Source organism: Pseudomonas sp. CK-NBRI-02, assembly GCF_008124495.1.
Taxonomy (GTDB): domain Bacteria; phylum Pseudomonadota; class Gammaproteobacteria; order Pseudomonadales; family Pseudomonadaceae; genus Aquipseudomonas; species Aquipseudomonas guariconensis.
Genome location: NZ_VSJH01000030.1, coordinates 47,234 through 65,298 on the forward strand (window position 1 = coordinate 47,234; position 18,065 = coordinate 65,298).

Annotated in this window: 16 protein-coding genes and 2 tRNA genes; 1 reads left to right on the forward strand and 17 read right to left on the reverse strand. The window is 60.3% G+C overall.

Annotated features, from left to right (window positions below; translation table 11 throughout):
* Positions 1 to 41: 41 nt before the first annotated feature.
* From rimP to rlmE, 9 genes are all read right to left on the reverse strand, one after another.
* Complete coding sequence (gene rimP / locus DQ397_RS17780) at positions 42 to 500, reverse strand: ribosome maturation factor RimP (RefSeq protein ID WP_043210161.1); 459 nt, start codon at positions 498 to 500, stop codon at positions 42 to 44.
* A gap of 129 nt (positions 501 to 629) precedes the next feature.
* A tRNA-Met gene (locus DQ397_RS17785) sits at positions 630 to 706 on the reverse strand.
* Positions 707 to 804: 98 nt separating this feature from the next.
* Positions 805 to 890 (reverse strand) — tRNA-Leu (locus tag DQ397_RS17790).
* Positions 891 to 911: 21 nt separating this feature from the next.
* Positions 912 to 1,304, reverse strand: coding sequence for a preprotein translocase subunit SecG (gene secG / locus DQ397_RS17795; protein WP_043210094.1), 393 nt, complete (start codon positions 1,302 to 1,304; stop codon positions 912 to 914).
* 4 nt (positions 1,305 to 1,308) lie between these two features.
* On the reverse strand, positions 1,309 to 2,064 hold the full coding sequence (tpiA, locus tag DQ397_RS17800; protein ID WP_043210095.1) for a triose-phosphate isomerase: 756 nt from the start codon (positions 2,062 to 2,064) through the stop codon (positions 1,309 to 1,311).
* A gap of 66 nt (positions 2,065 to 2,130) precedes the next feature.
* Positions 2,131 to 3,471 (reverse strand): phosphoglucosamine mutase, encoded by a 1,341-nt coding sequence (gene glmM, locus DQ397_RS17805; RefSeq protein ID WP_043210097.1) that lies wholly within the window; start codon positions 3,469 to 3,471, stop codon positions 2,131 to 2,133.
* A 16-nt stretch (positions 3,472 to 3,487) separates the two neighbouring features.
* Positions 3,488 to 4,339 carry a dihydropteroate synthase gene (folP, locus tag DQ397_RS17810; protein WP_043210099.1) on the reverse strand — a complete coding sequence of 284 codons (852 nt, stop codon included), beginning with the start codon at positions 4,337 to 4,339 and terminating at the stop codon, positions 3,488 to 3,490.
* Positions 4,340 to 4,347: 8 nt separating this feature from the next.
* Positions 4,348 to 6,255, reverse strand: coding sequence for an ATP-dependent zinc metalloprotease FtsH (gene ftsH / locus DQ397_RS17815; RefSeq protein WP_043210103.1), 1,908 nt, complete (start codon positions 6,253 to 6,255; stop codon positions 4,348 to 4,350).
* Between the two features lie 203 nt (positions 6,256 to 6,458).
* Positions 6,459 to 7,085 (reverse strand): 23S rRNA (uridine(2552)-2'-O)-methyltransferase RlmE, encoded by a 627-nt coding sequence (gene rlmE / locus DQ397_RS17820; protein ID WP_043210105.1) that lies wholly within the window; start codon positions 7,083 to 7,085, stop codon positions 6,459 to 6,461.
* Between the two features lie 102 nt (positions 7,086 to 7,187).
* Between rlmE and yhbY the strand changes: the two genes are divergently transcribed.
* Positions 7,188 to 7,496: a ribosome assembly RNA-binding protein YhbY gene (yhbY, locus tag DQ397_RS17825; protein ID WP_023378620.1), complete on the forward strand. Its 309-nt coding sequence runs from the start codon at positions 7,188 to 7,190 to the stop codon at positions 7,494 to 7,496.
* Between the two features lie 12 nt (positions 7,497 to 7,508).
* Here the strand turns inward: yhbY and DQ397_RS17830 are convergent, their stop codons facing one another.
* The 8 genes from DQ397_RS17830 to grpE all read right to left on the reverse strand — a co-directional run bounded on the left by DQ397_RS17830 (position 7,509) and on the right by grpE (position 17,933).
* Positions 7,509 to 7,958 carry a hypothetical protein gene (locus tag DQ397_RS17830; protein ID WP_052352448.1) on the reverse strand — a complete coding sequence of 150 codons (450 nt, stop codon included), beginning with the start codon at positions 7,956 to 7,958 and terminating at the stop codon, positions 7,509 to 7,511.
* Positions 7,936 to 8,418: a transcription elongation factor GreA gene (greA, locus tag DQ397_RS17835; RefSeq protein ID WP_080642091.1), complete on the reverse strand. Its 483-nt coding sequence runs from the start codon at positions 8,416 to 8,418 to the stop codon at positions 7,936 to 7,938. Before greA ends, DQ397_RS17830 begins: the two co-directional genes overlap by 23 nt.
* On the reverse strand, positions 8,415 to 11,636 hold the full coding sequence (gene carB / locus DQ397_RS17840; protein WP_043210112.1) for a carbamoyl-phosphate synthase large subunit: 3,222 nt from the start codon (positions 11,634 to 11,636) through the stop codon (positions 8,415 to 8,417). Before carB ends, greA begins: the two co-directional genes overlap by 4 nt.
* Before the next feature lie 106 nt (positions 11,637 to 11,742).
* Entirely contained in the window at positions 11,743 to 12,879 is a 1,137-nt protein-coding gene (carA, locus tag DQ397_RS17845) for a glutamine-hydrolyzing carbamoyl-phosphate synthase small subunit (RefSeq protein ID WP_043210113.1), read from the reverse strand.
* Positions 12,880 to 13,199: 320 nt separating this feature from the next.
* Positions 13,200 to 14,006, reverse strand: a complete 807-nt coding sequence (dapB, locus tag DQ397_RS17850; RefSeq protein WP_043210115.1) for a 4-hydroxy-tetrahydrodipicolinate reductase — start codon at positions 14,004 to 14,006, stop codon at positions 13,200 to 13,202.
* A 13-nt stretch (positions 14,007 to 14,019) separates the two neighbouring features.
* The gene (gene dnaJ / locus DQ397_RS17855) at positions 14,020 to 15,144 is read right to left on the reverse strand and encodes a molecular chaperone DnaJ (protein ID WP_043210117.1); all 1,125 of its coding nucleotides are present in this window, start codon (positions 15,142 to 15,144) and stop codon (positions 14,020 to 14,022) included.
* A gap of 207 nt (positions 15,145 to 15,351) precedes the next feature.
* Complete coding sequence (dnaK, locus tag DQ397_RS17860; RefSeq protein ID WP_043210119.1) at positions 15,352 to 17,277, reverse strand: molecular chaperone DnaK; 1,926 nt, start codon at positions 17,275 to 17,277, stop codon at positions 15,352 to 15,354.
* A 101-nt stretch (positions 17,278 to 17,378) separates the two neighbouring features.
* Positions 17,379 to 17,933: a nucleotide exchange factor GrpE gene (gene grpE / locus DQ397_RS17865; RefSeq protein WP_043210121.1), complete on the reverse strand. Its 555-nt coding sequence runs from the start codon at positions 17,931 to 17,933 to the stop codon at positions 17,379 to 17,381.
* Between the last annotated feature and the right edge of the window lie 132 nt (positions 17,934 to 18,065).

The window sequence follows — 18,065 nt, forward strand, 5'->3', positions numbered from 1 at the left end:
CAAGCCATTGGGCCCGGATAGTCCGCCGGGCCCGGCACGTCTCAGTCAAAACTGGGAATAATATTGGCCTTGTCGATCGAGTCGATCGGCAACAGGAACTCATGGTTGTCCACCTGGACCACCACATCCTGATCCTCCACACCGCGGAGAAGGCCCTGGAAGTTACGACGACCTTCGAAGGGCGTACGCAGCTTGATCTTCACTTGTTCGCCGGCATGCGAGGCAAACTGTTCCAGAGTGAACAGCGGGCGGTCCATGCCAGGAGAGGACACCTCGAGGGTATATTCGTTGGTGATCGGATCTTCCACATCCAGAATGGCACTGGCTTGGCGACTGACAGCTTCGCAATCGTCCACCAGGATTCCGCCTTCCTTGTCGATATAGATGCGCAGGACCGAATGCTTACCCTGGGAAACGTATTCGATCCCCCAGCATTGATAGCCCAGACCCTCGACCACCGGGGCCAACAAGGCCTGCAACTGTTCTAGCTTGCTCGACACCTGAACCCCCTCGTGCATGCTGTGCAAATAAAAAATGGGCAAAGCGCCCATCCCTGAAAGCGCCGTTGGACAACGGCGCAAGAACTGTTCAGCTAGCAAAAAGCCCCTGAAAAGGGGCTCCGCTGAAGCTGGTTGCGGGGGCTGGATTTGAACCAACGACCTTCGGGTTATGAGCCCGACGAGCTACCAAGCTGCTCCACCCCGCGACAAAGCTGGGGCGAAAGTATAAGACCGAACCCGCTACAGGGTCAATCTAACCTCCACCTGCAAGAAAGCCCGCTAAAGCGGGCTCTCATGCTTCAATTGGTACCGAGAAGGGGACTCGAACCCCTACACCCTATGGGCACAACCACCTCAAGGTTGCGTGTCTACCAATTCCACCACCTCGGCAATACTACTTCTTGAAACCCGTTACTTCTGCTCTTCGGTTGGAGGAGGTACGTCACCAGCGTTGGTGGCTTCGCTCTTCTTCTCCTGGAGCACCGGTACATCATCATTTACTGCCGGCTTCTGCTCTTTGACTTCCAGAACCGCTGGATCTGGCAGACCTGCTTGAGTCAGCTGATGAGCTTTCTCTTTAGCGAAGTATCCTAACCCAAGAGCAGTCAAAAAGAAAGTGGCAGCAAGTATAGCAGTAACTTTACTCAAAAAGGTAGCGGAACCTTGGCTTCCGAACACAGTATTTGAAGCACCTGCGCCGAAAGATGCACCTGCTTCCGCACCTTTACCCTGTTGCAACAGAACCAGCACTACCACAGCCAGTGCAGCCAACAGATGAAAAACAACTACGACTGTTTCCAGCATTTGTTCAGTTTCCTGCGGCGCGACAAATTGCACCGAATTCGTCTGCGTTCAGGGACGCTCCACCAATGAGCCCCCCATCGATATCCGGCATGCCGAACAGTTCGGCCGCATTGGCCGCCTTCACGCTGCCGCCATAAAGAAGCTGCACTTTCGCGGCAACTTCGGCGTCCTGCGCCGCCAGCTGGGCTCGAATGGCTGCATGCACATCCTGAGCTTGCTGAGGCGTCGCCGTCAGACCTGTACCGATGGCCCAAACAGGCTCATAGGCAATTACAGCGTTGGCAAAAGCGGCAACACCGAATTCATCGATGATACTGCTCAGCTGACGCCCAACCACTTCCAGCGTCTTGCCTGCCTCGCGCTCCTCAAGGGTTTCCCCCACACAGAGCACAGGCTTCAAACCACTTTCCTGAGCGGCTGCGAACTTGCGATTGAGCACTTCATCGCTTTCGCCAACGATCTGGCGACGCTCCGAATGCCCGACCAGCACAAGCTTGCAGCCTGCTTCAGCCAGCTGACTCGGCGCAATCTCGCCAGTCAGCGCGCCCTGCTCGGGCTGTACAGCAGAATTCTGTGCGCCGACGGTGATTCCCTTGCCCTGCAACCCTTCAATCACTTGATTGATGAACAGCGACGGCGGAAACACCGCGACTTCCACTCCGCTCGGCAAGGCCAGATTGCTCAAGCCTTCGGTCAGCTCAGCGACGCTGGCGCGGGTACCGTGCATCTTCCAGTTACCAGCTACCATGGGGCGACGCATGCTTTACCTCGTCGGTCAAAGTGGGCGCAGATCTTACCCAACCGGATCTGCGCTGGCAAGCCTATTTCAGGCACAAACTTCAGCGACCAATTTGGCCAAGGCTTCGGCATGACCGCGGACCTGGTTTTCGTCGTCGCCTTCGACCATCACTCGCACCAGAGGCTCGGTACCGGACTTACGCAGCAGCACACGCCCGCGCCCGGCCATGGCCTCGGTGACCTTGGCGCTGGCCTCTTGCACGGCAGGGTTCTCCAGTGGGTCCACCTTGCTCGCGCCAAAGCGCACATTGATCAGCACCTGCGGGCACTTGCGCAGCCCCTGGCGGGCCTGAGCAAGCGTCTCGCCCCGGCGCTTGAGCGCCAGCAACACCTGCAGCGCGGCAATGATCGCATCTCCGGTGGTGGTGTGATTGCAGCACACGACGTGTCCAGAATTCTCGCCGCCGAGCTGCCAGTCGCGCTCGAGCAGCTCGGCCATCACATAACGATCACCCACCTTGGCCCGGGCAAACGGAATGTCCAGGTCCTTGAGCGCCAGCTCCAAGCCCAAGTTGCTCATCAGCGTGCCGACCACACCGCCCTGCAGCTTGCCTCGATCTTTCAGGTCGCGGGCGATGATGAACAGCAGCTCGTCACCATCAACGATGGCGCCGGTATGGTCGACCATCAGCACACGGTCGCCATCACCATCGAAGGCGATCCCAAGGTCGGCATGGCCCACCAATACGGCGGCCTGCAGCGACTCGATATGGGTCGAGCCGCAGCCTTCGTTGATGTTCAGCCCGTCAGGCTGGGCATGCAGTACGGTGACGTCGGCGCCGAGCTCACGGAACACGCTTGGCGCCACCTTGTAGGTAGCACCATGAGCACAATCGACCACCAGCTTGAGCCCCTCGAAGTTGGTACTGGTGGGCACGCTGCTCTTGCAGAACTCGATGTAACGGCCCGCCGCGTCGTTGATGCGGGAAACCTTGCCCAGCTTGCTGGACTCGACCACAGTCATCGGCTGATCGAGCAGTTCCTCGATCATCAGCTCGACCTCGTCGGGCAATTTGGTGCCTTGGCCGGAGAAGAACTTGATGCCGTTATCATCGTGTGGATTGTGCGAAGCACTGATGACAATGCCGGCCTCTGCATGGAAGGTTCGAGTCAGGTAAGCGATCGCCGGAGTCGGCATGGGGCCGAGCAACATCACATCGGCACCAGCGGCAGAGAGGCCCGCTTCGAGCGCGGACTCGAACATGTAGCCCGAAATCCGGGTGTCCTTGCCCACCAGGACGCGGCAATTGCCCTGCTTGCGGAACGCCATGCCCGCTGCCCACCCCAACTTCAGCATGAAGTCAGGGGTGATCGGGTATTCGCCGACGCGGCCACGAATACCGTCGGTACCAAAGTATTTTCTGCTCATAGGGACTCCAATGTTCTTATTCGGCGTTCTGCACCGCAGTGATCATTCGCACCACGTCGACGGTCTCGGCCACATCGTGCACACGCAGGATGCTGGCTCCCTTGGTCATGGCCAATGCGGCCAGCGCCAGGCTGCCGTAAAGCCGCTCGCCAACGGGGCGATCGAGCGTGAGGCCGATCATGCTCTTGCGCGAGACACCGACCAGCAACGGCCGGCCCAGGCGATAGAGCACTTCCATGTGTTTGAAGAGGCTGAGGTTGTGATCGAGCGTCTTGGCAAAGCCAAAACCCGGATCGAGGATGATTCGGTCAGCGGCAATCCCTGCGACGGCGCATGCGGCCATCCGCTCTTCAAGATAGCGCGTCACGTCAGCGGAGACATCGTCGTAATGCGGATTGTCCTGCATGGTGCCCGGCTCGCCGCGCATGTGCATCAGGCACACCGGCAGACCCGTGTCGGCGGCAGCATCCAGGGCACCATCACGCTCCAAGGCCCGTACGTCGTTGATCAATCCCGCACCCAGCCGAGCGGATTCGCGCATGACTGCAGGCGTGGAGGTATCGACCGAGATGATGACGTCGAGCCGGCTGTTGATTGCCTCGACCATGGGCGCCACTCGCTCCAGCTCTTCGGTCGGCGACACCGCTCTAGCGCCGGGACGCGTGGACTCGCCGCCGATGTCGATCAGCGTCGCGCCGGCAGCCACCATCGCCTCGGCATGGCGCAAGGCCTCGTCGCGCTGGTTGAAGCGCCCGCCATCGGAGAAGGAATCAGGGGTGATATTGAGGATACCCATGACATGGGTACGGGACAAATCAAGAACCCGGTTGCCGCAAGGCAACCGGGTCGGGTACTGCTGTGAGGTCATAGATGCCCTTAGTGTTGAGCCGCTGGACCGCCGATTGGCGACTCCGGACGATCATCTTGGGAGGCCTGGTTGCCGGAGGTGCCGGCATCATTATCCCAATCGCGCGGTTCACGCGGCGTACGACCAGCCATGATGTCGTCGATCTGATCGGCATCGATGGTCTCGTACTTCATCAAGGCTTCGGCCATGGCGTCGAGCTTGTCGCGGTTGTCGGTGAGGATCTGCTTGGCGGTGGCGTAGCAATGGTCAATGATGCTGCGCACTTCGGAGTCGATCAGCTTGGCAGTCTCACCCGAGACGCTGGCATGCTGGCTCGCCGCACTGCGACCGAGGAACACCTCGCCCTCTTCTTCGGCATACATCAGCGGGCCGAGCTTCTCGGACAACCCCCACTTGGTAACCATATTCCGGGCAATCTGGCTGGCGCGCATGATGTCGTTGGACGCACCGGTTGTGACGCCATCGAAGCCCAGGGTCATTTCTTCAGCGATACGGCCACCGTACAGCGAGCAGATCTGACTGACGAGCGCCCGCTTGGAAAGGCTGTAGCGGTCTTCCTCAGGCAGGAACATGGTCACACCCAGCGCACGACCGCGCGGAATGATCGAGACCTTGTAGACTGGGTCATGCTCGGGAACGAGACGACCGACAATGGCGTGACCTGCCTCATGGTAGGCGGTGTTCTGTTTTTCCTTCTCGGACATGACCATGGTCTTGCGCTCGGCACCCATCATGATCTTGTCCTTGGCCAGCTCAAACTCCTTCATCTCAACCAGACGCTTGCTGGCGCGCGCGGCGAACAGAGAAGCCTCGTTGACCAGGTTGGCCAAGTCGGCACCGGAGAAACCTGGCGTACCGCGGGCGATGACGGCGGCATTGACGTTCTCGCCAACCGGCACCTTACGCATATGCACCTTGAGGATCTGCTCACGACCGCGGATATCCGGCAGGCCGACCACCACCTGACGGTCGAAGCGACCGGGTCGCAGCAGCGCAGGGTCGAGCACGTCAGGACGGTTGGTGGCAGCGATGACAATGATGCCATCGTTCATTTCAAAGCCGTCCATCTCCACCAGCAACTGGTTGAGGGTCTGCTCACGCTCGTCGTGACCGCCGCCCATGCCGGCGCCACGGTGGCGGCCAACGGCGTCGATCTCATCAATGAAGATGATACAAGGGGCGTGCTTTTTCGCCTGCTCGAACATGTCGCGCACACGGCTGGCGCCTACACCGACGAACATCTCGACGAAGTCGGAACCGGAAATGGTGAAGAACGGCACCTTGGCCTCGCCCGCGATGGCCTTGGCCAGCAGCGTTTTACCGGTACCGGGCGGGCCGACCATCAGCACACCACGCGGAATGCGACCACCCAGACGTTGGAATTTGCCCGGATCGCGCAGGAACTCGACCAGCTCGCCGACTTCCTCCTTGGCCTCATCGCAACCCGCGACGTCGGCCAAAGTGGTCTTGACCTGGTCTTCGGACAGCAGGCGCGCTTTGCTCTTGCCAAAACTCATCGGGCCGCCCTTGCCGCCCGCACCGCCTTGCATCTGGCGCATGAAGAACATGAACACGGCGATGATGACCAGGATCGGGAAGCTGGCCACCAGCAACTGAGTCCAGATGCTCTGCTGTTCCGGCTGTTTGCCTTCAACCACGACATGGTTGTCGACCAAATCGCCGATCAGGCCATTGTCGGTGATGGCCGGACGAACGGTCTTGAAGTTGTCGCCATCGGTACGCTTGCCGGTGATGACATAGCCGTCGACGGTAACACGCTCGACCTTCCCGTCCTTGACCTGCTGAATGAAGTCGGAATAGTTGAGGGTCTGCGGCTCGTTCGGGCTGGAGAAGTTGTTCATCACCGTCACAAGGACAGCCGCGATGATCAACCACAGGATCAGATTCTTTGCCATGTCGTTCAATTAGCTACCCTCTGAGGTCGGCGCACGACGCAGCCGTGCCTCGCATGATATTCACCGCCCTAACTTACTACATTACCTACGCATCCGCAGGCGCCGTCTGTAACCCTTTGTGAAAGCTAGACTACACGAAGTTCGGACGATCCTGACGGAACCGCCGATTGGAAATAACTATCGGCCGATCCGCAAAACGCCTCTCACGCCCCCTTGAAGCCGCGTCCCAACAGGTACTGCTCACGGGAGCGATCACGCGACGACGACGGTTTGCGCATCTGCACCTTGTCGAACTTGCCACGCACGTCCTTCAGGTACTGGTCGAAACCTTCGCCCTGGAAAATCTTGATCAGGAAATCCCCACCCGGGCGAAGCACGCGGCACGCCAGGTCCAGGGCCAGCTCGCAGAGGAACATGGCACGCGGCATGTCCACGGCGGGCGTACCACTCATATTGGGGGCCATGTCTGAAATCACAAGGTCCACATGCGAATCGCCCACCGCCTCGAGGATCCGTTGCAGCACTTCATCTTGGGTAAAGTCGCCCTGAATGAAGGTAACGTCGGGGATCGAGTCCATTTCCAGGATGTCGGAGGCGATCAGCCGCCCTTGACCACCAATCAGACGACTGGTCACCTGCGACCAGCCACCCGGCGCGGCACCGAGATCGATCACGCTCATGCCGGGGCGGATCAGCTTGTCCTTTTCCTGGATCTCCAGCAGCTTGTAGCTCGCGCGCGAGCGATAGCCATCCTTCTGCGCCTGTTTGACGAAAGGATCGTTGAAATGCTCTCTCAGCCAGTTATGGCTGCTCTTGGAACGTTGCGCCACGGGGCACCTCGATGATTAGCGTCGTGATTGACTGGGCGGAGCCACGGGCCCTCGGGTAAAATGGCCGCCAATTTTACAGAATCAGACGAAAAGGGTCAGATTATGCCGCTCAATAACGAGCAGAAGAAACAATACAAATCGATTGGTCACGACCTGAAGCCGGTCTTGATCGTCGCGGGCAATGGCTTGAACGAAGGCGTCATCGCCGAACTGGAACGCGCACTGACCGATCATGAACTGATCAAGGTCGAAATCCGCTCGGAAGATCGCGAAGAGCGCGCTGCCGCCATTGCCGAACTGTGCAAGGCCGGCCGCGCCGAACTGGTACAGACCATCGGCAAGAAAGCGCTGATCTATCGCAAAAATCCGCAGCCGAACAAGCAGCTGTCCAATATCCACCGTTACAAGTGACGGTGGCTCCGGTCAGTGGCGCGATGGACGCGCCCTGACCGGGACCGGTTGGGCCACCAGCACGATGCCGGAGAAGCCCAGCACTAAAAAGCAGAACATCTGCCAACGCTCACCCACGGAAATCCCGTAGCGCAGCGTGTAATAGCCAACACAGGCACCGAAGCCGAGCAAAAGCATCTGCCCACGGAACTGTCGCCACCAGGCCGCCAGACCGTCTACCCTCGCCAATACCGCCAGCTGGGTCATCAGGCCAAGCAGCGCGACGCCGATCAACCAGCGGTCAATCTGGGCAGCCACATCCTGCACCAACAAGGGCGCAAGGCCCGTCACCTTGAGTGCCGGCACCAATCCCACATGAAAAACCCACAGGCCACCGACCCAGAATACCTGGGCCAGTTGCCAGAGGATGCCCTCAAGGGACGGCGCGCGTAGGCGCCGGTCAGATGTGCTTGACTTCGACAATCTCGTACTCGACCGTGCCGCTTGGCGTGTTGACGACGACGGTGTCGCCTTCTTCCTTGCCGATGATGGCACGGGCAATCGGCGCGCTCGCCGAGAGCTTGCCCTTCTTGATGTCCGCCTCATCCTCACCCACGATCTGGTAGGAAACCTGATCGCCGGTCTCAGTGTTCTCCAGGTCCACGGTGGTACCGAAGATCACCTTGCCGGTGTGGGCAATGGTGGTGACATCGATCACCACCGAGTTCTGCAGACGCCCTTCGATATCGCGGATACGCGCCTCGACCATACCCTGCTCTTCACGAGCGGCATGGTATTCGGCGTTTTCCTTGAGGTCGCCCAGCTCCCGCGCTTCACCGATCGCCTGGCTCAGGCGCGGACGCTCGGTCTTGCTCAGGAAGAGCAGTTCCTCTTCCAGGGCGCGAGCGCCCTGGACGGTCATTGGGTACTTGGTAATGCTCATGCTTTGAGTCCTGCGTGCAGATCCTGCAAGCGGCGAACGGTCTTCTCGGGACCGAATTTCAGCGCTTCACAGATGGCTTCACCAGCCGCAATGGTGGTCGTGCAGTAGATCTTGTGCTGCAGCGCATTGCGACGAATCGAGTAGGAATCGGCGATCGACTGACGACCTTCGGTAGTGTTGATGATCAGCGACACTTCGTCGTTCTTGATCATGTCGACCACGTGCGGACGACCTTCGGTCACTTTGTTCACACGGCGCACCTTCAGGCCAGCCGCCTCGATGACCTTGGCGGTGCCTGCGGTAGCAACCACTTCGAAGCCTAGGGCGATCAGGTCGCGAGCGACACCCGCAACCTGCGGCTTATCGTCGTCACGCACGCTGATGAAGGCGGTACCACCGCTTGGCAGCACTTCGCTGGCACCCATCTGGGCCTTGGCGAAGGCTTCACCGAAGCTGTCGCCGACACCCATGACTTCACCAGTGGATTTCATCTCAGGGCCGAGGATCGGGTCAACACCTGGGAACTTCGCGAACGGGAAGACGGCTTCTTTGACGCTGTAGAAGTTCGGAATGATTTCCTGGGTGAAGCCCAGCTCTTTCAGGGTCTTACCAGCCATGACTCGAGCCGCGATCATCGCCAGCGAAGTGCCGATGCACTTGGAGACGAACGGTACGGTACGCGAGGCGCGTGGGTTGACTTCGATCACGTAGATCTTGTCGCCCTGCAGGGCCAGCTGCACGTTCATCAGACCGACGACACCCAGCTCCAGAGCCATTTTCTTGACCTGAACGCGGACTTCGTCCTGCACTTCCTTGCTCAACGAGTAAGGTGGCAGCGAGCATGCCGAGTCACCGGAGTGAACACCGGCCTGCTCAATGTGCTGCATGATCGCGCCGATCACCACGTCAGTACCGTCGCAGACCGCATCCACGTCCATTTCAATGGCGCAGTTGAGGAAGTGGTCGAGCAGTACCGGACTGTCGTTCGAGACCTGCACCGCTTCACGCAGATAGCGCTTGAGCTCGTCCAACTCGTAGACGATCTCCATGGCACGACCGCCCAGTACGTAAGAAGGACGCACCACCAGCGGGTAGCCGATGCCGCCAGCGGCGCTGATGGCTTCTTCTTCGCTGCGCACGGTGGCGTTTGGCGGCTGCAGCAGGCTCAGACGCTGAACCATCTGCTGGAAGCGCTCGCGGTCTTCGGCGCGGTCGATAGCGTCCGGGCTGGTACCGATGATCGGTACGCCGGCTTCTTCCAGGGCGCGGGCGAGTTTCAACGGGGTCTGGCCGCCGTAGTGAACGATGACGCCCTTCGGTTTCTCGACGCGGCAGACTTCCAGCACGTCTTCCAGGGTCAGCGGTTCGAAGTACAGACGGTCGGAAGTGTCGTAGTCGGTGGAGACGGTTTCCGGGTTGCAGTTGACCATGATGGTCTCGTAACCATCTTCACGCAGCGCGAGGGCAGCGTGTACGCAGCAGTAGTCGAACTCGATACCTTGGCCGATACGGTTCGGGCCACCACCCAGGATCATGATCTTGTCACGGGTCGATGGGTTGGCCTCGCACTCTTCCTCATAGGTCGAGTACAGGTAGGCGGTGTCGGTGGCGAACTCGGCAGCGCAGGTGTCGACGCGCTTGTACACCGGGAACACTTCGAGCTTGTGGCGGTGACGGCGCAGGTTCTTGTCGGTGATGCCGAGCAGCTTGGCCAGGCGCTGGTCCGAGAAGCCCTTGCGCTTGAGGCGCAGCATGTAGTCCTTGTCGATCGACGACAGAGCCAGGGTCTTGACCTTCTCTTCTTCCTTGATCAGGTCTTCCATCTGCACCAGGAACCACATGTCGATGCCGGTCAGGTCGAAGATCTGCTCGCAGGTCATGCCAGCGCGCATGGCGTCGGCGACGTACCAGATACGCTCGGCGCCTGGCACGGTCAGCTCGCGCTTGAGGATACTGTTGGCTTCCGGGTTGGCCAGGTCGACTTTCGGGTCGAGGCCGCATGCACCCACTTCCAGACCACGCAGGGCTTTCTGCAGGGACTCCTGGAAGGTACGGCCAATGGCCATGACTTCACCCACGGATTTCATCTGGGTGGTCAGGCGGGCGTCGGCTTTGGGGAACTTCTCGAAGGCAAAGCGCGGCAGCTTGGTGACGACATAGTCGATCGACGGCTCAAAGGACGCCGGGGTACGGCCGCCGGTGATGTCGTTCTGCAGTTCGTCGAGGGTATACCCCACCGCCAGCTTGGCGGCGATCTTGGCGATCGGGAAGCCAGTGGCTTTGGAGGCCAGCGCCGAGGAGCGCGATACACGCGGGTTCATCTCGATCACGACCATGCGGCCGGTGTTCGGGCAGATACCGAACTGGACGTTGGAACCGCCGGTTTCGACGCCGATCTCGCGCAGCACCGCCAAGGAGGCGTTGCGCATGATCTGGTATTCCTTGTCGGTCAGGGTCTGCGCTGGTGCAACGGTGATGGAGTCACCGGTATGCACACCCATCGGGTCGAAGTTCTCGATGGAGCAGACGATGATGCAGTTGTCCTTCTTGTCACGGACAACCTCCATTTCGTATTCCTTCCAGCCGATCAGCGATTCGTCGATCAGCAGCTCCTTGGTCGGCGAAAGGTCCAGACCACGGGCGCAGATCTCTTCGAATTCTTCACGGTTGTAGGCGATGCCGCCACCCGTGCCACCCATGGTGAAGGACGGACGGATGATGCACGGGAAGCCCAGGCGCTCGAGCACCGCATTGGCTTCTTCCATGCTATGGGCGATACCGGAGCGCGGGCATTCAAGGCCAATGGCCTTCATCGCCTTGTCGAAGCGCGAACGGTCTTCGGCCTTGTCGATGGTGTCGGCATTGGCACCGATCATCTCGACGCCGAATTTTTCCAGAACGCCGTGGCGCTCCAGGTCCAGGGCGCAGTTCAGCGCGGTTTGGCCGCCCATGGTCGGCAGCAGTGCGTCAGGGCGCTCTTTCTCGATGATCTTGGCCACCGACTGCCACTTGATCGGCTCGATGTAGGTGGCATCGGCCATGGCCGGGTCGGTCATGATGGTGGCCGGGTTGGAGTTCACCAGGATGACGCGGAAACCTTCCTCGCGCAGGGCTTTACAGGCCTGGGCGCCGGAGTAGTCGAATTCGCAGGCCTGGCCGATCACGATCGGGCCAGCGCCGAGAATCAGGATGCTTTTGATGTCTGTACGTTTTGGCATGGTTGTCACTCAAATCCGCGGGTCAGTCGGCAAGCCGTCTTGAACAATCTGGGTCAGGCGCTTCCGGGCGCGGCACTTGCCGCCCCGGGGCCTTGATGCAGGATGCTCAGCGGCGCTTGGCCATGGCATCGATGAAACGATCGAACAGTGGCGCGACGTCGGTCGGGCCTGGGCTCGCTTCAGGGTGGCCCTGGAAGCTGAACGCGCTCTTGTCGGTGCGCTCGATGCCCTGCAGGGTACCGTCGAACAGCGACTTGTGGATGGCGCGGACGTTGCCCGGCAGGGTGGCTTCGTCGACGGCGAAACCGTGGTTCTGGCTGGTGATCATGACCACGCCGGTGTCCAGATCCTGGACCGGGTGGTTGGCACCGTGATGGCCGTGGCCCATCTTGACAGTCTTGGCGCCAGAAGCCAGGGCTAGCAACTGGTGACCGAGGCAGATACCAAAGACCGGAATATCGGTCTCGAGGATGTCCTTGATCGCCTGGATCGCGTAGTCGCATGGCTCGGGATCGCCAGGGCCGTTGGACAGGAACACGCCATCCGGATTCAGGGCCAGGACTTCGCTGGCAGGGGTCTGGGCCGGCACGACGGTCAGGCGGCAGCCACGGGCAACCAGCATGCGCAGAATGTTCAGCTTGACGCCGTAGTCATAGGCCACCACGTGATAGGGCAGGTCCGCAGCTTCCAGAGTCGGGTGGCTGTCGGTTGCCAGATTCCACACACTGGAGCGCCATTCGTAGCGTTCCTTGGTGGAAACTTCCTTGGCCAGGTCCATACCCTTGAGGCCTGGAAAGGCGCGAGCAGCGGCGATGGCGGCTTCTTCGCTGATGTTGTCACCGGCGAGGATGCAGCCGTTCTGGGCGCCCTTTTCGCGCAGGATTCGGGTCAGGCGACGAGTGTCGATGCCAGCGATGGCGACGACATTATTGGCCTTGAGGTAGTCAGGCAGCGACTGGGTGTTGCGCCAGTTGCTGGCCAGCAGGGGCAGGTCACGGATAACCAGGCCAGCGGACCAGACACGGTTCGACTCGGCGTCTTCCGGTGTAGTACCGGTATTGCCAATGTGCGGGTAGGTCAGGGTAACGATTTGCTGCGCATAGGAAGGGTCTGTAAGGATTTCCTGGTAGCCGGTCATAGCGGTGTTGAATACCACCTCACCAACGGTCTGGCCGTCGGCACCGATAGCTTCACCGCGGAAAATACTGCCGTCGGCAAGGGCGAGTATGGCTGGCTTTGTCAAGAAGACCTCCCGTAAATCAAGCATGAAAGGGCGATCGCAGGTTGCAAAAAAGCGGAGTGACGTATGGACACGTCACCCCGCTTTCATGTGCTGAATTCAATTCGCTGCGCGCTTTTAGTGGACACACTAAAGCTGTAGCTTACAGAAAATTACGTTTTAGGTCTACCGCGTATGTGTCTCTGAAACACAGGAATGCGACAGGCTGACATCGGCGACTCCTTCACGGGTGGCCCGCCCTCCCACAAGAACCGCGCCGCACATCAAAGCGACGCTATTGCTGTAGGAGTGGGCTTGCCCGCGAGGCGCCTCTCTAACTTGCTTTAACGCAGCTCGAGCACATCCTGCATGTCGTACAGGCCTGGCTCGCGCCCCTCCAGCCATAGCGCGGCACGCACCGCCCCCTTGGCGAAGGTCATGCGGCTGGAGGCCTTGTGAGTGATCTCCACGCGTTCGCCTTCAGCAGCGAACAACACGGTATGGTCCCCCACTACATCACCGGCGCGCACCGTGGCGAAGCCGATGGTCTTACGATCGCGGGCACCGGTCTGCCCCTCACGCCCATAGACCGCCACTTCTCCCAGATCACGACCCAACGCCTGGGCAACCACTTCACCCATACGCAAGGCAGTACCCGAAGGTGCATCGACCTTGTGGCGGTGGTGCGCCTCGATGATCTCGATATCCACCTCGTCGCCCAACACCCGCGCGGCGGTATCCAGAAGCTTGAGGCAAAGATTGACGCCGACGCTGAAATTGGCGGCAAAGACAATCGGAATTTCCTTGCCCGCCTCGGCCAACTGCTCTTTTTCCTCTGGCGTGAAACCGGTAGTACCAATCACCATCGCCTTGCCTGCCTTGCGACAGAAGGCGAGGTTCTTCAGCGTCACCGAGGGGTGGGTGAAGTCGATCAGCACATCGAATTCGTCAGCGACCTTGGACAGATCACTGGAGATTTCCACACCGATCCGCCCCAAGGCCGCCAGTTCGCCGGCATCGGCACCGACCAGAGAGCTGTCCGGACGATCAATGGCCGCCGTCAGGCCAGCCTGGGGCGCCTGTTGCTGCACAGCCTCGACAAGGGTCTTGCCCATCCGTCCCGCCGCGCCCATTACCGCAATACGTCGCATAGCCTGTTCCTTGTCAGAGATCGCCGAAGAAGCGCTTCACACCCTCGAACCAGCCACTGGCCTTGGGCGAATGGGAGCTGTCGCCCTGCAACGAGTCGCGCAGCTCCTCGAGCAGCTCGCGCTGACGTCGACTGAGGTTGACCGGGGTCTCCACAGCCACTCGGCACAGCAGGTCGCCAGCCCCGCCACCGCGCACAGGGGCTACGCCCTTGCCACGCAGACGGAATTGCTTGCCGGTTTGAGTGCCTTCCGGAATCTTGAGCTTGACCCGACCATCGAGGGTGGGCACTTCCAGCTCACCACCCAGGGCCGCATCGGTGTAGCTGATCGGCACCTCGCAGTACAGGTGCTTGCCGTCGCGCTGGAAGATAGCGTGCTCACGCACACTGATGACGACATAGAGGTCACCGGTCGGACCACCATGGGTCCCCGCCTCGCCTTCGCCAGAAAGACGAATGCGATCGCCGGTATCGACACCCGCCGGCACCTTGACCGACAGCGTCTTGTATTCCTCGACACGCCCCTCGCCATGACAGGCGGTGCAAGGATCGGTGATGATCTTGCCTTGGCCATGGCAGCGCGGGCAGGTTTGCTGCACCGAGAAGAAGCCCTGCTGCATGCGCACCTGACCGATGCCGCCACAGGTTGGGCAGGCCGACGGGGTCGACCCCTTCTTCGCACCGGAACCATCGCAAGGCTTGCAGTTGACCAGGGTTGGCACACGGATGCTGACCGTAGTGCCGCGCACGGCCTCCTCGAGGTTCAGCTCAAGGGTGTAGCGCAGGTCGCTGCCGCGCTGCGCACCGCCACGGGAACCGCCGCGCCCACCACCGAAGAAGTCACTGAAGACATCACCGAAGATGTCCGAGAAGTTAGCGCCACCAAAGCCGGCACCGCCACCACCCATGCTCGGATCGACGCCGGCATGTCCGTACTGGTCGTAGGCTGCGCGCTTGCTGGCATCGGACAGAACCTCGTAAGCCTCGTTGGCTTCCTTGAATTTGTCTTCCGATTCTTTATCGCCCGGGTTGCGGTCCGGGTGGTACTTCATCGCCAGGCGGCGATAGGCCTTCTTGAGGTCACCTTCGCTGGCGCCGCGCTCGACACCCAGGACCTCATAAAAATCACGCTTTGCCATAGGTCATTGCACTCTTGGGGGCATTCGGCGCGTTCATGCGCTTGCTGCGCCACGCCGTCAGCACCTGCCACCACACGATTGCGCCCTGACAGATGCTGTAAAAATTCTCGAATTCCAGACACACCAACGCGGGAGCAAGCCCCCGCGCGGCGACATCCTACCAGCTCACCGACATCAGACGATGAGCTGGCCGACAACATGCAGGGATTACTGCTTGTTGTTGTCTTTTACTTCTTCGAACTCGGCGTCGACCACGTCATCGTGCTTGGCTTCCGGCTCGGCCTGCTGTGCGCCGCCCTGAGGCTGTTCGGCCTGCTGCTCGGCGTACATCTTCTGGGCAACCGGCGCGGAGACCTTGGACAGTTCCTCGACCTTGGCATCGATGGCAGCCTTGTCGTCACCCTTCAGGGCAGCTTCCAGTGCAACCACAGCCGCTTCGATCGCCGCTTTCTCTTCGGCAGTGGCCTTGTCGCCAGCGTCGGTGACCATCTTGCGGGTCGAATGAACCAGCGCATCACCCTGGTTACGAGCAGCGGCCAGCTCTTCGAACTTGCGGTCTTCCTCGGCGTTGGCCTCGGCGTCACGCACCATGCGTTCGATTTCCTCGTCGGACAGACCCGAGTTGGCCTTGATCACGATCGACTGGGACTTGCCAGTGGCCTTGTCCTTCGCGCTCACGTGCAGGATGCCGTTGGCATCGATGTCGAAGGTCACTTCGATCTGCGGAACACCACGCGGGGCTGGCGGAATGTCGGCCAGGTCGAATTTACCCAGCGACTTGTTCTGCGCAGCCTGCTTGCGCTCACCTTGCAGCACGTGAATGGTCACGGCGCTCTGGTTGTCATCAGCCGTCGAGAACACCTGCGACTTCTTGGTCGGGATGGTGGTGTTCTTCTCGATCAGCGCAGTCATCACGCCACCCATGGTTTCGATACCCAAGGTCAGCGGGCTGACGTCCAGCAGCAGAACGTCCTTGACGTCACCGGCCAGGACCGCGCCCTGAATGGCAGCACCCATGGCGACGGCTTCGTCCGGGTTGACGTCCTTGCGCGCTTCCTTGCCGAAGAAGTCGGCAACGGCCTTCTGTACCAGCGGCATACGGGTCTGGCCGCCGACCAGGATCACGTCGTCGATCTTGCTGGCATCGATACCGGCGTCCTTCAAAGCGATGCGGCAAGGCTCGATGGTACGGTTGACCAAGTCCTCGACCAGCGACTCCAGCTTGGCGCGGGAGATCTTCACGTTCAGGTGCTTAGGACCGGTCGCATCTGCAGTGATGTACGGCAGGTTGACGTCGGTCGACTGAGCGGAGGACAGCTCGATCTTGGCCTTTTCAGCAGCTTCCTTCAGACGCTGCAGGGCCAGCGGATCGTTCTTCAGGTCCATGCCGGACTCTTTCTTGAACTCATCGACGAGGTAGTCGATCAGGCGCATGTCGAAGTCTTCGCCGCCCAGGAAGGTGTCGCCGTTGGTGGCCAGTACTTCGAACTGGTGCTCACCGTCGACTTCAGCGATTTCGATGACCGAAACGTCGAAGGTACCGCCACCGAGGTCATACACGATGACAGTGTGGTCACCCTTGGCCTTGTCCATGCCGTAGGCCAGTGCAGCGGCGGTCGGCTCGTTGATGATGCGCTTGACGTCCAGACCGGCGATGCGACCGGCGTCCTTGGTGGCCTGGCGCTGGCTGTCGTTGAAGTAGGCCGGCACGGTGATGACCGCTTCGGTCACTGGCTCGCCGAGGTAGTCTTCGGCGGTCTTCTTCATTTTCTTCAGGACTTCGGCGCTGATCTGCGGCGGAGCCATTTCCTTGCCGCTGGCTTCGACCCAGGCGTCACCGTTGTTGGCCTTGACGATCTTGTACGGAACCAGCTTGATGTCTTTCTGCACGACATCTTCTTCGAAGCGACGGCCGATCAGGCGCTTCACTGCGAACAGGGTGTTGTGCGGGTTGGTGACGGCCTGACGCTTGGCCGACTGGCCAACCAGGATCTCGCCATCGTTGGCGTAGGCCACGATCGAAGGGGTGGTACGCGCGCCTTCGGCGTTCTCGATGACTTTGACGTTACCGTTTTCCAGAATGGAGACGCACGAGTTGGTGGTCCCCAGGTCGATACCGATGATTTTGCCCATGTTTACTCTCCCGAAACTTGAATTAGGTTGCAGCGGCTACATTGGCCAACTGCGGTAATACTTGAATGCTTGACACCTAGATGGGGATGCCCGGAAGGATTTCAAGCCTTTTCATCAATCGACGGCTGGGGGGCTGCCGGCGCCTTGCTGACCACCACCATGGCGGGACGCAGCAGGCGGCCATTGAGCAGGTAGCCCTTCTGGAACACCTTGAGCACGCTGTTCGGCTCGACGTCGGCGCTTTCCTGCATGGCCATGGCCTGGTGGTGCTCGGCGTTGAACGGCTCGCCGTGCGGGTCGACAGCCTCGAGGTTGTAGCGCTTGAGGGTGTCGTGGAACATCTTCAGGGTCAGCTCGATGCCTTCGCGCATCGGCTTGATGGTCTCGTCGTCGGCGCTGGACAGCTCCAGGCCACGCTCCAGGCTGTCGATCACCGGAAGCAAGTCGCCCGCGAACTTCTCCAGGGCGAACTTGTGGGCCTTCTCGACATCCTGCTCGGCGCGACGGCGGATGTTCTGCAGTTCGGCGGCAGCGCGCAGGGACTGATCCTTGGCGGCGGCCAGCTGCTCCTCGAGCACCTGGACGCGGGCACCGAGATCCTCTGCACCAGCCTCTTCGGCGTTAAGGTTCTTCTCATCCAGCTGTTCGTCAGCCATTAGGTTTCTCCTCCGCAATTTCTGATATGCGAGCCCAGGCTCGTCTTGTCTTGCCGGCTATATGGGGCCGGAAAAACAAGGTTCAAGGGCCAACGCTGTTTTCCCATGACGATATTGATCGCCCGGCGGGCA

What these genes read in the sequence shown, in the direction of transcription:
- tpiA (WP_043210095.1), bottom strand. Translation starts at nt 2,064, where the DNA reads ATGCGTCGCCCCATGGTAGCTGGTAACTGGAAGATGCACGGTACCCGC.
- dnaK (WP_043210119.1), bottom strand. Translation starts at nt 17,277, where the DNA reads ATGGGCAAAATCATCGGTATCGACCTGGGGACCACCAACTCGTGCGTC.
- dapB (WP_043210115.1), bottom strand. Translation starts at nt 14,006, where the DNA reads ATGCGACGTATTGCGGTAATGGGCGCGGCGGGACGGATGGGCAAGACC.
- grpE (WP_043210121.1), bottom strand. Translation starts at nt 17,933, where the DNA reads ATGGCTGACGAACAGCTGGATGAGAAGAACCTTAACGCCGAAGAGGCT.
- ftsH (WP_043210103.1), bottom strand. Translation starts at nt 6,255, where the DNA reads ATGGCAAAGAATCTGATCCTGTGGTTGATCATCGCGGCTGTCCTTGTG.
- dnaJ (WP_043210117.1), bottom strand. Translation starts at nt 15,144, where the DNA reads ATGGCAAAGCGTGATTTTTATGAGGTCCTGGGTGTCGAGCGCGGCGCC.
- carB (WP_043210112.1), bottom strand. Translation starts at nt 11,636, where the DNA reads ATGCCAAAACGTACAGACATCAAAAGCATCCTGATTCTCGGCGCTGGC.
- folP (WP_043210099.1), bottom strand. Translation starts at nt 4,339, where the DNA reads ATGACCTCACAGCAGTACCCGACCCGGTTGCCTTGCGGCAACCGGGTT.
- yhbY (WP_023378620.1), top strand. Translation starts at nt 7,188, where the DNA reads ATGCCGCTCAATAACGAGCAGAAGAAACAATACAAATCGATTGGTCAC.
- glmM (WP_043210097.1), bottom strand. Translation starts at nt 3,471, where the DNA reads ATGAGCAGAAAATACTTTGGTACCGACGGTATTCGTGGCCGCGTCGGC.
- secG (WP_043210094.1), bottom strand. Translation starts at nt 1,304, where the DNA reads ATGCTGGAAACAGTCGTAGTTGTTTTTCATCTGTTGGCTGCACTGGCT.
- greA (WP_080642091.1), bottom strand. Translation starts at nt 8,418, where the DNA reads ATGAGCATTACCAAGTACCCAATGACCGTCCAGGGCGCTCGCGCCCTG.